This window comes from Chryseobacterium mulctrae (assembly GCF_006175945.1).
GTDB lineage: Bacteria > Bacteroidota > Bacteroidia > Flavobacteriales > Weeksellaceae > Chryseobacterium > Chryseobacterium mulctrae.
Map to the genome: position 1 here is coordinate 1451435 of NZ_VAJL01000001.1, position 14339 is coordinate 1465773.

13 protein-coding genes are annotated in these 14339 nt (G+C 35.3%); 11 read left to right on the top strand and 2 right to left on the bottom strand.

Translation table 11 applies throughout. The features are described from left to right. Positions 1-63 precede the first annotated feature (63 nt). From FDY99_RS06460 to FDY99_RS06480, 5 genes are all read left to right on the top strand, one after another. A complete protein-coding gene (locus tag FDY99_RS06460) occupies positions 64-435 on the top strand; it encodes a winged helix-turn-helix transcriptional regulator (protein WP_066681811.1) in 372 nt (123 codons plus the stop codon). An 11-nt stretch (positions 436-446) separates the two neighbouring features. Beyond that, positions 447-2825 (top strand): M1 family metallopeptidase, encoded by a 2379-nt coding sequence (locus FDY99_RS06465; protein ID WP_139420079.1) that lies wholly within the window; start codon positions 447-449, stop codon positions 2823-2825. Positions 2826-2976: 151 nt separating this feature from the next. After that, positions 2977-3255 carry a co-chaperone GroES gene (locus FDY99_RS06470; RefSeq protein WP_066681821.1) on the top strand — a complete coding sequence of 93 codons (279 nt, stop codon included), beginning with the start codon at positions 2977-2979 and terminating at the stop codon, positions 3253-3255. Positions 3256-3355: 100 nt separating this feature from the next. After that, the gene (gene groL, locus FDY99_RS06475) at positions 3356-4981 is read left to right on the top strand and encodes a chaperonin GroEL (RefSeq protein ID WP_139420081.1); all 1626 of its coding nucleotides are present in this window, start codon (positions 3356-3358) and stop codon (positions 4979-4981) included. Between the two features lie 265 nt (positions 4982-5246). Then, positions 5247-6446 (top strand): DUF2971 domain-containing protein, encoded by a 1200-nt coding sequence (locus tag FDY99_RS06480; RefSeq protein ID WP_228448748.1) that lies wholly within the window; start codon positions 5247-5249, stop codon positions 6444-6446. Between the two features lie 238 nt (positions 6447-6684). On the opposite strand, the gene FDY99_RS06485 is transcribed toward FDY99_RS06480, so the two are convergent. Both FDY99_RS06485 and FDY99_RS06490 read right to left on the bottom strand, forming a co-directional pair. Then, complete coding sequence (locus FDY99_RS06485) at positions 6685-7977, bottom strand: IS91 family transposase (RefSeq protein ID WP_228423886.1); 1293 nt, start codon at positions 7975-7977, stop codon at positions 6685-6687. Then, positions 7962-8843 carry a tyrosine-type recombinase/integrase gene (locus tag FDY99_RS06490; protein WP_228448715.1) on the bottom strand — a complete coding sequence of 294 codons (882 nt, stop codon included), beginning with the start codon at positions 8841-8843 and terminating at the stop codon, positions 7962-7964. The genes FDY99_RS06485 and FDY99_RS06490 overlap by 16 nt, the downstream gene beginning before the upstream one ends. 518 nt (positions 8844-9361) lie before the next feature. On the opposite strand from FDY99_RS06490, the gene FDY99_RS06495 reads away from it, so the two are divergent. The 6 genes from FDY99_RS06495 to arr all read left to right on the top strand — a co-directional run bounded on the left by FDY99_RS06495 (position 9362) and on the right by arr (position 14320). Further along, positions 9362-9712, top strand: coding sequence for a hypothetical protein (locus FDY99_RS06495; RefSeq protein WP_139420085.1), 351 nt, complete (start codon positions 9362-9364; stop codon positions 9710-9712). Then, a complete protein-coding gene (locus FDY99_RS06500) occupies positions 9679-10245 on the top strand; it encodes a restriction endonuclease (RefSeq protein WP_228448749.1) in 567 nt (188 codons plus the stop codon). The genes FDY99_RS06495 and FDY99_RS06500 overlap by 34 nt, the downstream gene beginning before the upstream one ends. Before the next feature lie 293 nt (positions 10246-10538). Then, positions 10539-11465 (top strand): Kelch repeat-containing protein, encoded by a 927-nt coding sequence (locus FDY99_RS06505; protein ID WP_139420090.1) that lies wholly within the window; start codon positions 10539-10541, stop codon positions 11463-11465. A 141-nt stretch (positions 11466-11606) separates the two neighbouring features. After that, on the top strand, positions 11607-12197 hold the full coding sequence (locus FDY99_RS06510; RefSeq protein ID WP_139420092.1) for a hypothetical protein: 591 nt from the start codon (positions 11607-11609) through the stop codon (positions 12195-12197). A gap of 614 nt (positions 12198-12811) precedes the next feature. Next, positions 12812-13795: a phosphotransferase gene (locus tag FDY99_RS06515; protein WP_139420094.1), complete on the top strand. Its 984-nt coding sequence runs from the start codon at positions 12812-12814 to the stop codon at positions 13793-13795. Positions 13796-13894: 99 nt separating this feature from the next. Then, positions 13895-14320, top strand: coding sequence for an NAD(+)--rifampin ADP-ribosyltransferase (gene arr, locus FDY99_RS06520; RefSeq protein WP_139420096.1), 426 nt, complete (start codon positions 13895-13897; stop codon positions 14318-14320). Positions 14321-14339: the final 19 nt, after the last annotated feature.

A 14339-nucleotide genomic window follows, 5' to 3' on the forward strand; every position in this document is an offset into this window, starting at 1 on the left:
TACGGCATCAAAAATAAGAACCTCAAATCCTGCTGTCAAGTAGGTAAAAAAAACATACTCAGTATGAATTTTAATACTAATTCTGATAATGAAACCGTTAGCTGTACAGAAAATTTTCTTTTTCTGGCAAATAATTGCTACGCAGAGCACGCTTTGAAAATGATCAATGGCAAATGGAAGATCTCTCTGATAAAAATTATTGCTAATGAATGCCCAAAAAGATTCGGAGTTCTGAAGCGGGAATTAGATAATTTAGCACAGGGAACATTAACCACGATTTTAAAAGAATTGGAAAACGACGGTCTTATTTTGAGAATTGCCTATGCTGAAATTCCTCCGAGAGTAGAATACAAATTAACAGAAAAAGGGATTGCCTTTTTGCCTATTATAAAATCAATGGAAGACTGGTGGTTAGCTTTTCCTGAAAACAATTAAAAATATTAGCTATGAAATTTAAAGTTGCTGCACTTTCAGTTCTATTTTATACCGGCGCTTTTGCTCAGAATATTCAAAATAATCCGGGAAGCAATCACGGAAACAGGTTTGAACAGTTGGGAACCATTCTTCCTACGCCAAACGTTTACAGGACAGCATCAGGAGCTCCGGGACAGGCTTATTGGCAAAACAGAGCAGACTATGACATCACCGCATATCTGGATGAAGATAAAAGAAATCTGAAAGGTTCTGAAACAGTTACTTATCACAACAATTCACCCGATGATTTAGATTACATTTGGCTTCAGCTAGACGAAAACCAACAGTCAACATTAAATAAAGCTGATTATCAGTTCTCTTCTACCCTTCCGAAATCTTTGAATGATCAGCAGTTAAAGACTTCTGAGCTTCCGGTAAAAGATAATGGTTACGGCGTAAATTTGGAAAAAGTAACTGATGCTTCAGGAAATCCTTTGAAATACACCGTCAACAAAACCATGATGCGCATTGATTTGCCTAAAGTTTTGAAGAAAGGCGAAAAATTTATCTTTAAAGTTGATTGGAACTACAATATTCCAAACAGAATAAAAATGGGAGGTCGTGGCGGTTACGAAAATTTCGCAGAAGACGGAAATGACCTGTACACCATTACACAATGGTTTCCTAGAATGTGTGTTTATAGTGATTTTCACGGATGGCAAAATCATCAGTTCACAGGAAGAGGTGAATTTGCTTTAGTTTTTGGAAATTATAAAGTTTCGATGAACGTTCCTGCCGATCACATTATTGGTGGTACCGGAGAATGTAAAAATTACGAACAGGTTCTTTCATCAGAACAATTATCAAGATATAAAAAGTCCCAGACTTCGAACGAACCTGTAGAAATTGTGACTTTGGATGAAGCTAAAAAAGCAGAAAAAAATCACTCAAAACAAAGAAAAACATGGGTTTTTGAAGCAAAAGATGTGAGAGATTTTGCCTGGACTTCTTCAAGAAAATTTGTTTGGGATGCCATGGGCGTTACCATTCCTGAAAACAATAATAAAGTAATGGCTATGAGTTTCTATCCTAAAGAAGCCTATGGTCTTTATAGAAAATATTCAACAAAAGCTATCGCTCATACGATTAAAACATATTCAGAATTTACAATTCCTTATCCTTATCCGGTAGCGCAGTCTGTAGAAGCTTCAAATGGAATGGAATATCCGATGATTTGTTTCAACTTTGGAAGAACCGAAAAAGACGGAACTTATTCTGAAGGTACCAAAAACGGAATGATCGGTGTAATTATTCATGAAGTTGGGCACAATTTTTTCCCGATGATCATCAATTCAGACGAAAGACAATGGAGCTGGATGGATGAAGGTTTAAATACATTTACAGAATATTTAACGGAAGAAAAATGGGACAATAAATTCCCTTCAAAACGTGGTCCGGCTTGGACGATCGTTGATTACATGAAACTTCCGAAAGACCAGCTTGAACCGATTATGAGTAATTCTGAAAATATTATTCAGTTTGGTCCGAATGCCTATTCAAAACCTGCGACAGGATTGAATATTCTTCGTGAAACCATTATGGGAAGAGAGCTTTTCGACAAAGCTTTTAAAACTTATTCTAAAAGATGGGCTTTCAAACATCCTGAACCTGCAGATTTTTTCAGAACAATGGAAGATGCAAGCGGTGAAGACTTAGATTGGTTCTGGAGAGGTTGGTTTTACGGAACAGATCCTGTAGATATTGCGATCGATAAAGTAACCATAGCAAGTCCGGATTTTAATACAATTTCAGAATCTGTTGAAGGAAAATATAAAGTAGAAGAACCACTACAAAATCCTTTTGAAGATATTTCAAAGATCCGAAACAGAGAAGATAAGACCATTAATTTTGAAGTGGAAAAAGACAAAGACCTTCAGGATTTTTATTATCGCTATGACCGTGGTCAGGAAAAAGTAGATACCAATAAAGAATACACTTTAAAAACAGAAGGAAATATAGCTTTAGACAAAAAAGAACAGGAAAAGCTTAAAAACATCAATGCTTATCAAATTGACTTTGTAAATAAAGGAGGTTTGGTAATGCCTGTTATTCTTGAATTCACCTTTGAAGACGGTTCAAAATTAAGAGATAAATCATCAGCTCAAATTTGGAGACACAATGAAAAGAAAATTTCAAAAACTTTCTATTTCGATAAAAAGTTAAGATCAATTCAACTCGATCCAATGAGAGAAACTGCAGATATTGATACTTCAAACAACTTTTGGAGTAATGACGGCAGTTCTCCTGAAACTTCAAAATTCCATGTTTTCAAGGAAAAACAAAATGGAACTGTGAGAGGAGGCGCCAATGGAAAGGTCAATCCGATGCAGGCTGCAGGAAAGAAAAACTAAAATTTAATAGAAAGTTCACTTATAACAGGTGGACTTTTTTCTGCCAAAATTTCACAATCCGTCTCAAAAGTCTGCCAAAATTTTAAAAACCTCCTCTTGGCATACAATTAGACAATTACAACACAGAAATAATTAAAAAATAAAACATATTATGTCAGTAAACTTTAAACCATTAGCAGACAGAGTTTTGATCGAGCCGATCGCTGCAGAAACTAAAACAGCTTCAGGTATTATTATTCCAGACACCGCAAAAGAGAAACCTCAAGAAGGTACTGTAGTAGCAGTAGGTCCTGGTAAAAAAGATGAGCCTACAACTGTACAAGTAGGTGACAAAGTTCTTTATGGAAAATATTCAGGTTCTGAATTAAAATTAGACGGAAAAGATTTCTTGATCGTTAAGGAAGCTGATCTTTTAGGAATTATTGGATAATTAATTGTAAAAAGTAAAACGTATTCACGTAAAATGATTTTAATTTTCGTGAATATAAATTCATTAATACATTGTACAAAGTACATTAATACAACAAAAAATGGCAAAAGAAATAAAATTCGATATCGAGTCAAGAGACGCTCTAAAAAGAGGGGTTGATGCATTGGCTAATGCAGTAAAAGTAACTTTAGGACCAAAAGGTAGAAACGTAGTGATCGAAAAATCTTTCGGTGCACCTCACGTTACTAAAGATGGTGTTTCTGTAGCAAAAGAAATCGAACTTGAAGACAGAGTAGAAAATATGGGAGCGCAAATGGTAAAAGAAGTGGCTTCCAAAACCAATGATATCGCAGGAGACGGTACTACTACCGCTACTGTTTTGGCACAGGCTATCGTAAGAGAAGGTCTTAAAAACGTAGCTGCAGGTGCAAACCCAATGGATCTAAAAAGAGGAATCGACAAAGCAGTAACTGCAGTTGTTGAAAACCTTAAATCTCAATCTAAAACAGTTGGAGATTCTACAGAAATGGTGAAGCAGGTAGCTTCCGTTTCTGCAAACAACGACGAAACTATCGGATCTCTGATCGCTGAAGCTTTCGGAAAAGTAGGTAAAGAAGGCGTAATCACTGTAGAAGAAGCTAAAGGTATCGATACAACAGTAGATGTTGTAGAAGGTATGCAGTTCGACAGAGGATACCAGTCTCCTTACTTCGTGACGAACCCTGAGAAAATGGTTGCTGAAGTAGAAAACCCTTATATCCTTTTAGTAGAGAAGAAAATCTCTTCAATGAAAGAATTGCTTCCGGTTCTTGAGCCGATTGCACAGGGTGGAAAATCTCTATTGATTATTTCTGAAGAAGTGGAAGGTGAAGCTTTGGCAACTTTAGTGGTAAACAAATTAAGAGGTTCTCTTAAAATTGCTGCTGTAAAAGCTCCGGGATTCGGAGACAGAAGAAAAGCAATGTTGGAAGACATCGCGATCCTTACAGGTGGACAGGTTATTTCTGAAGAGCAAGGTTTCACTATGGAAAACATCTCCCTGGATATGCTTGGAACTGCTGAGAAAGTAACTATTGATAAAGATAACACAACGATCGTAAACGGTGGTGGTGATGAAGCTAAAATCAAAGGAAGAGTCGCTCAGATCAAAGCTCAGATGGAGACTACTACTTCTGACTACGACAGAGAAAAACTACAGGAGAGATTGGCTAAATTAGCTGGTGGTGTTGCCGTACTTTACGTAGGTGCAGCTTCTGAAGTTGAAATGAAGGAGAAAAAAGACAGAGTAGATGATGCCCTTCACGCTACAAGAGCAGCTGTTGAAGAAGGTATCGTTGCAGGAGGTGGTGTTGCTTTAGTAAGAGCAATCTCAGCTTTGGAAAACCTTATAGGAATCAATTCTGACGAAACTACCGGGATCAAAATCGTGAAAAGAGCGATCGAAGAGCCATTGAGACAAATCGTAGCTAACGCAGGTGGTGAAGGTTCTGTAATCGTAGCGAAAGTTGCGGAAGGTACAGGAGACTTCGGATACAATGCCAAAACTGACGAGTATGTAAACATGCTTGAAGCAGGAATAATTGACCCTACGAAAGTAACAAGAGTTGCCCTTGAAAATGCAGCTTCTGTTTCTGGAATGCTTCTTACTACTGAATGTGTGATCACTGAAGTGAAGAGCGCTGAACCTGCTATGCCAATGGGAGGTGGAATGCCAGGAATGATGTAACAGCGTGTCGCTGAGACAATTTAATATACTAACCGTTCTGCTTTTGTGGAGCGGTTTTTTTATGGTTTCCCGTAAGGAAATAATATATTTATATTTTATATTTGATGATTAACAAATAGATAGCTAAAATTGAAACAACATTAGCGCAATATCTATTGTCATTATTGACTCAACGCGTAACTTAGAAAGTTAGCTGACATTATTAGAACGACACCCCTATCAATAATTAACTCAATCCATATTCAAACTAGGTATGATAGCAGAAATGAACAATATACTAAACTATATAAATAACTATTCCAATAATATCAATAATACAAATGCAATACAAGCAACTAATGAATTTTTAAAAAATTACAAATCATGGAAAAAAGTTATTGGTCATTTAATTCAAGGTAATGACGGAGAAAGAGAATATGGGAATGTGTTAATTATTTTTTCAGCAGCAATTTCTGAATTACAAACTATTTCAGAAAATAATATCATAATATTAAAAGATGAGATAATCGATTATGAGCTGCGTGTCAAATATATGTTTAATATCAAACTATCTGTTTATTTTAATCTTGGATATAATTGGCAAAAACTAGGAATCAAATATATTAATTATGCTATTGACGCATTTAAGAAGTATATATTTTACCAATTAACCCTTTCAAATCATACAAGCTATAGTAATATATCTTGCTTTGCATTTAGAAGTACTTCTAAATTTCTGTATCAATCGTTAATAAATGAAACATTAAACCTTTCATCACCTATAACTTTCAACGACCTATTTGATTGTCCTATAATCGAATTAATGAATAATGAAGATGAAACTTCTCAATTAATCAGACAAGCATATTTAAGTGGAGTAAGAATCGCTTGCTTTGTGAAAAATGAAAAATTACCATATTCCAATAACGAAAATGATCTTCCAATAACAAACCATAAAAAAAATACTAGAGATAAAAAGGAATATCTTAATGAATTAATGTGGTCACATTATGCAGATTCTCATATGGGAATATGTATAAAATATAATCTACCCAGTTCACTAACTTCTTCTAGTGGTGAAAATGACTTTGTAACTTACTTTAAAGATGTGGAATATAGTTCGAGTTTAAAACACTATAGTAAACAATCAAGTATACAAATAAATGAAGCATTTTTTGTAAAAGGAAAATCCTGGAAATATGAAAATGAATTGAGATTTTTATACTACAATCCAAATAATCGAGATTTGCATATTTCTATTCCCATACAAAATTCTATAGAAGCAATTTATTTTGGTGTCAAATGTTCTGAAAAAGACAAAGAAACCATAAAAAATATACTTAGAGACAAAAAATGTTTTTATAGAAAAACAAAATTAATAGATAATAAACTACAAGATATAATAGAGGAAAGGGAAATCAAATTCTATCAGATGGAAATGAATAAAAAAGTTTTCGGGGAAATAAAAGCTGTTAGAATCTCTTAAATAATAACGTCAGCTAATAGCTAAGTTTTCGTTGCGTGCGAAGCACGAACAATGAAAACCCTGTTGAACGGAAGCTTCGGGAGCTTTTTTCAGCATTATGGGTTTACCGACGAAGGATTTTAAAGATATACAGGAGACTTTCAGAAAGGTCTCTTTTTTTGTGGGTGAATTTGATGGTTTTTCTTGGTTTTATCGTGTTTTCCTTCACTTTTAGGCATAAATACCCTTACCCAAAATGCTAGATTTTTGGCTTTTCAAAGTTTTGGCTCATCTCCAAAAACCAAAGGGGCGGACCGCGCAAATCGAACGTTGCAATCGTTACCAAATTCCCAACTTTGCAGCAACTACATTTCGGCTGAAAAGTTTTGGGTGGAAATTTTCCTTTGGGCTGAATGCCTAAATTCTGTTGCAGATTTTTTAGCTTCATTCGTTTCCATGTGCTGCTGAGAAAACCGTAATGGCGGATTTTCACAAATCTTTTCGGCAAAATATGCATCGCAAAACGGCGGATAAACTCCTCATGGCTCAAAACCATCTGCTTTTTGATGCCTTTTTGGCGGTAATCTTTGTACTCCAACGTTACATTTTCCGCATCAACTTTCCTGATTCTCTGGTTGCTGATCGCGATTTTGTGCGTATATCTTCCCAAATATTCCACCACAGATTTCGGGCTGCCAAAGGGTTTTTTAGCGAAAACTACCCAAGGTTTTTCCCAAAGTTTTTGTCTGAGTTTTTCATAAGTTTCTGCTTCATTTTTTCGGTTTTCAAATTGATTTTCATCATTTTCCGTCTGATTTTTATTACATTTTAATGATAACCGAACCTTCAGCTTCTCACAAAATTTAGCCCTGAAAACTTTGCTCAAAGCCTTTACAGGAAACAAAAAATTACCGTCGCTTCTGATGTTTTTCCAAACTCCGTTTTCATCCACGCCGCCACCCGGAACGATGCAGTGCAAATGCGGATGCAGACTCAGATTCTGTCCCCAAGTATGCAAAATAGCGATCATTCCCATTTTTAAACCTCGATTTTCACCAAAGGTTTGCAGCGTTTCCCAAGCCGATTCAAATAAAATATCATACAACATTTTCGGAGCATGAAGTGCGGTTTTGTTCAGCACTTCCGGAACGGTAAAAACCACGTGAAAATAAGGCACTGGAAGCAGTTCGGTTTCCCGGTTTTCAATCCATTTTTCGCGGTTTTTGCCCTGACATTTCGGGCAGTGCCGGTTTCGGCAGGAGTTGTAGCTGATGCTGATATTTCCGCATTCGTCACAAGCGTCAATATGACCGCCCAAAGCCGATGTACGGCACTTTTTTAACGCAAATAAAGTTCTTAATTGCCAGGAATTTAATCCTAAATTTTCTAGTTTTGAACCTAAAATATTCAACACATCTGCGACTTCGTATCGAGGTTGAGATTCAGGTTGAGCAGACTGTATTTTTGAGATTTCTAAACGTTGATTTTCATTAAATTTAAAGCTTGAATTTTGGCTTTTAACAAATTCAAAACCAACTACTTCGCTCTGCATTCCTCAAACAAAGTATCCAGTGGAGAGAAGAGTTTTTGGGTAGAAAGTTGGGCGATTTGAAGGTAAACGAGGGTCGTTTCGATGTTTTCGTGGCCGAGGAGATTTTTGATGCTCACAATGTTCATCCCATCCTCCAAAAGATGCGTCGCAAAACTGTGCCGAAGCGTATGAACACTCACTTCTTTCAATATTTTTGCCGTTTTTGAAGCCTGTTTCACCGCCCATTGTACGCCACGTTGCGAATATCTTGAATCGAATTCTCCACCTGCACGATTTGCTCGAGGTTCTCCAAAGAGAAAATCTTCCGGTTTTTCCGCTTCAATATATTTTTTCAAACCCCGAATCAAATGTTCCGACAAAGGCAAATAGCGGTCTTTTTTGCCTTTTCCCTGAACCACTTTCAGCTGTTTTCGGTAAAAATCCAAATCGCATAAACGGAGATTTCTGACCTCCAGACAGCGCAATCCGCAACCGTAAAGCAACCCGATTAAGATTTTATGTTTTAAAAGTTTACAGCATGACAACATCTGCCAAACCTCCTGTTTACTGAGCACAACAGGCAGTTTTTTCTCTTTTTTAATTTCCGGAAGACTTAGATAATCGTAGCTCAAACCTTCCGATTTCAACAGAAACCGAAGTCCGTAAACCGTGTGTTTAAAATACGATTGCGAGGGTGATCTTGATTTTTTCTGAAGGTAAAAAAGGTAATCGTGGATCTGCTCAGGATCCAATTCTGTCGGGATTTTCCCGAAATGCAGCGACACCGCCGCGACGTGTCTGGAGTAATTATTGAACGTGCTCTGACTGCGTCCCAACACCGAAACCGTACGTTCAAAACGGCTTAAAAGTTCTGTAAAACCAGGCACTTCGCGCTTTGCCTGATTGATGATTTTGTTTTCTCTGAGCTCGTCTAAACTCTTTTTTTTGTAGCCATTCTATTGATTTTTTAATTAACTTTACAAAGTAACTGATTTATGCGATTGGGAAAGCTACCGAAGGTTTAGTTCAACAGCAATTTGGCGCAATGGCGGGTTAAGGCTAAAATTGAAGTTTCGGCTTTCTATTCCGCCACTGACGCCAAGCCCCGAAACGTTAACTGTCATTGTAAAACGAACAGAACATTATTCTATTACCTGATAGATTAATAAAGACAAATCCCAACTCTCGTCAGGATTTCTCATCTATTTTAAAATCAAATAATTCTTGCGGATGAACTTCTAAGCCTTTAGCTAGCTCCTGAATTGTTGAAATCCTTAAATTAATTTCACCTGCTGTGCAAAGTCACCCGACTTTGGGCAATTAAAATCAATCACTAAACCACTCAACATATTAAGTGGTTTATTTTTAATAATCCGTAAATTTATACTGCCTGATATTTAAAATTATGTCAATCTTCGAATATGATCATTTTGATAGCCCCTTAAAAGTTGGTGATAACAATCCCCATATGCAAAAATGTGTCTTTTGTCAAAACAAATTAGAAGTGTTTTCAATAAATGATTATTGGAGTATTGATTTACAAGAAATTTATAGCTTCCATCAATTAGGAAAGAGCTGGTGTTACGAAGAAGGAATGGATGAAGAAATGTGGGAACTTGATCTTTCTAGATATTCGTGTGAAGTATATTTTCATCACTGTAATAAATGTGGCTGGTGGAGAATAATAAAGGATGTGACTGTTAGTGCTAAAGTATGGCAGTTATGGCAATTTTCTATGGCACAGCAGGTCTATTGAAAAAATTAGATTTGCATAATATTGATGTTCCAATTAATGAAATTTCAAAATATCTTCTAGCTAAATATGAAGCAAGATTTAGTTTACATCCAAAATTATTTGAAGATGTAACAGGACAGGTTTTTAAAAACCTTGGATATGATGCAATTGTAACAGGTTATTCAAATGATGGAGGAATTGATGTCATCCTAGAAAAGGAAGGAAAACAAATTGGTGTCCAAGTTAAGAGATACAAGAATAAAATAAAAGTTGATCAAATCAGAGAGTTAACAGGCGCTCTCTTTCTTTCTGGTATACCAAAAGGTATTTTTGTTACTACATCAGATTTTCAAAGCGGGGCAAACAAGCTAATACAGAAATCAGCTAATAGAGGTTTACCCATCGAACTTATAAACTCTGAAAGATTTTACGACATTCTTAAATTGACTACTGCGTCTAAAATTGATAAAGAAAACATTCGAAATAAACTTGAATTAGCTTTAAAAAACAAATTATATAGTTATAACTGGGAAAATCCGATGAATAGCCTTTAAAAGGGCACTCTCACTGCGAAAAGTATTAGGAGTTTTCACAATAAAATAAATTCTATAGAATATACTCCAAAATCATAAACTTTCGTGTCACCCCAAATCCACCAGCTCCGGCAAAGAAACCCGCTGCGCAAAGTCTCATGACTTTGTGCAATAATGATAAAACAAAACCGCTCCCATCAGAGCGGTTTTTCCATATCAAAACGAATTCAAGATCTCATATTTCCAATCCATCACTTTTCCCTATATTTAAAAAATATTTCTCCACACAGGAAATCAATTAAACCAAAATCTTAATGAAATCAAAATCATTTCTCCTTTCACTTTTCGGTTTATGCTTAGTCAATGCACAAACCTTAAATTTTAAACATCTTTCAGATATGTCTATGAGAAGAGGAGCGATAAGCAGTACCATTGCAGATGATAATATTTATGTGAGCAATGGCTATAAAGATTCGGATGGTAATGCCACTATTATTGAAAAATACAGTATTAAAGATAACCGTTGGAGTGTAATCAATGCTACTTTGGTTCCTAAAAGATTCGCCAATTCGGAGACTTACAATAATAAAATCTATATTTTTAACGGTTGGGGAAACAGCAATCTTGAAATTATAGACCTTGAAACGCATAAAAAAACGAAGGGAGCTGTTAATCATGCCTACACAGGAAATGCAGGTTCTGCCATTCATAACGGAAAAATATATACGTTCGGAGGAAGTGGGCTCAACAATGCCGCCACCACAGTATTTTCTGATAGATTCCAATATTACGACATCGCTTCAGACACATGGCATCCATTACCGAATATGCCAACAGCAAGAGAAGCAAGGGGCAAAATTGTGAATGATAAGCTTTATGTTATTGGTGGTTTTAACGGTACCTCATCCCGCCTGGTCAACGTGTATGATCTTAACAAAAATAGGTGGACAGAGCAATATACGATGCCTGCTGCGATATCCGGCCATTCATTAGCAGTGTCCGGTCATAAGATTTTTATTGCAGGCGGTTATAACAATCAAAATTTCCTGGCCTATTTTGATACAGAAACCAATAAATTACATAAGTTATCATCCAACATGATCCCCAGAAGACACGCAGCCGCGGAAATATATAACAATAAATTATACATCATAGGTGGAAGTACAGCATCCTCAACCAAATCAGCCATTAAAAGTATTCAGGTTGCGGATATTAGCGAAGAAGCACTTTCCGCTAAATAAGCGAATGAAGATCCCTGTCGCAGATTTGCAATCCGTGACTTTTAAATAAAGCTCAGATTATAAATCTACGCTATCCAAAATATTATAGACCGTTCCTATTTCCAGAACGGTTTTTATTAATTTTACAGTCAACAATAAATTATGGGCTATATAGAAACGAAAATTGATGAAGCATTTATTACTACTTTCCTGCTTCCGAGAGAAAAGGTAGTGACCGATTTTTTAATGGATGTTTTGAGTGCGCAATATCAATTCAGAGAAGATGATAGAAAAATAGAAGTGATCAGTTTGTATTATTACGCTGCCAATCCTTTGGCTTTTTTATTTGCTTTGCCCAATTATGAATATTACGCTCCGGATAAAACCACTCAGATTGCAGAATTGCATTTGAAAGATCATTTTTTGGAAGACTACTCTTATTTTGACGTTCAGGAATTGTGTAAAACGGTTTTGAATGAAAACAATATCGATTATTCAGCTTATCTCAATCATGAAGATCATTTGGATTTTGCCAATTATTGGGAAAATCAAAACGGTTTGGAAATTGACTTCATTAAAAACTGCTGGAAAAACGCTAAAGAAAATACCCGTTCAAAAATAATCGGGTTTTTAGAATCATCAGACAATTCAGCCGGAATATTTGATTTAGATAATGGTTTTGAACTTCCATTTGAAATAGAAATTGATGAGTATTTACAATCCAGAGGCTATCTGATCAACAAAGAAATTTAACTTGATAAAAATAATTTCATATTATAAACTTTTGATAACTTTTTATTTAACCACAAAAGAGGCAAAAGATTTAGATATTTCTATTTAAAGTTAATGAGTACAAAGAAAAAAGAACACAAAACCCTTTAAAAATCTTTGATTTTTATTCTTTTGAGAACTTTGATTATCTAATAATAGCTTTGAGATTGTCTTTTGTTACTTTTGTGGTTAAATCTAAAATGAGTTCAAACAGGCTTTACAGCAACGTAGAGTAATAATATTCTTCCATTATAAAACAATATTCTTGTGACTTAAAGTAGTATTCTTGCAACATTGTTTTAGATTGGCACGATACAATTTTATATTACAGCAACTTAAAGTAATATTCTTCCGTTATAAAACAATATTCTTGTGACTTAAAGTAGTATTCTTGCAACATTGTTTTAGATTGGCACGATACAATTTTATATTATAGCGACTTAGAGTAATATTCTTCCATTATAAAACAATATTCTTCCCAGGCTCTGGCTTGTAACCAATTAACATCTTTCGAAACTTACTTCAAAAAACAGAACTGTTTTTAAGTAAAAAAATAAATGAATAGTGATATTTTTGACAATCTTAAAATAAAAAAAATGCCTACTTTTCCAGCAATAGCTTCCATATTATCAGCAACAGCATTAGCTGAATTTATAAGATCAAGATACCGCTTAGGAGAAAATGTTGATTGCAAATTGTTCAGAACAGGCGTTAACCACACTTATTTTATTTCTGATAATAAAACTAAATTTGTTGCCCGCGTTTACTGTCTTCATTGGAGAACGAAGTCTGAGATTCAGGAAGAATTAGAACTTTTACTCTTCTTAAAAGATAATAATCTTGCGGTATCATATCCAATTCCGGATGAAGAAGGCAATTTTATCCAGGAAATCAATGCTCCGGAAGGCTTACGCTATGCTGTACTTTTTACTTTTGCAGAAGGTAAAAAAATGCGATTCATGAACAGTGAATCCTGTTTTGCAGTAGGTTCTTTAATGGCAAAAATTCATACTATTACAGCGGGCAAAAAAATCAATAGAGTACATTATAATTCCGATATTCTTTTACATCAGGCTTATCATCAGATGACCTCTTTTTTTTCTGAAGATTTGGAAGAAATGCAATACCTCAAGAAAATTGGAGATCAAATATCAAACAGTTTCAAAGAAGCCGATTGGTCAGAAGATCAGCAAGGCATCGTTCACCTTGATATTTGGTATGATAACCTAAGTGTAAATAATGAAAATGAGATCACCATCTTCGATTTTGATAATTGTGGAAATGGGGCTCTTATTTTAGATGTAGCTTATTTTTGTAAACAGTTATTTTTTATTGAATCAGACAAAAAAGAATATGAACTTAAAGTTCAAAGCTTTCTAGACGGTTATCAAAAAACAAGAAATTTATCTGATAAAGAAATTAAATTAATTCCTGAAGCCGGAGCCTCAATATTTATGTTTTATCTTGGTGTTCAGGCACAAAGATTTGATTGGTCTAACATATTTTTCACAGAAAATTATCTTAAAATGTTTGTTGGAAGAATAAAAAACTGGATGGATCATCATAAACCGCAAGATTAGTTTTAACATCCCTGCTTCCACTCAATTTTCAAAGTAGTTTTCCATTTCAAAACAAATTCTTAAGTTTACAGGTTCTGCAAACCTCAAGATCCTTTCGTAATGGAAAACAAAAAAGACGAACAAATTCTGGATAACGGTCCGTTCTACCACGGTACAAAAGCTGATCTACAAATTGGCGATCTACTCAATCCCGGATTCGAGTCAAATTATTATCCCGAAATTATTATGAACCATATCTACTTTACAGCATTACAAAACGGCGCCGGATTAGCTGCTGCACTCGCAAAAGGTGATGGCCATGAAAGGATCTATATTGTAGAACCAACAGGAACTTTTGAAAATGATCCCAATGTAACCGATAAAAAATTTCCGGGAAACCCTACCCGATCTTATCGAAGTACAGAACCTTTAAAGATTGTTGGCGAGGTCACCGAATGGATTAAACTAACAGATGAAGAACTTCAAAACTGGAGGGAAAGAATTGCAAAACTTCGGGAAAATCCGGATGCTGAGATTATCAATTAAAACGTAAACCTATTAAGTT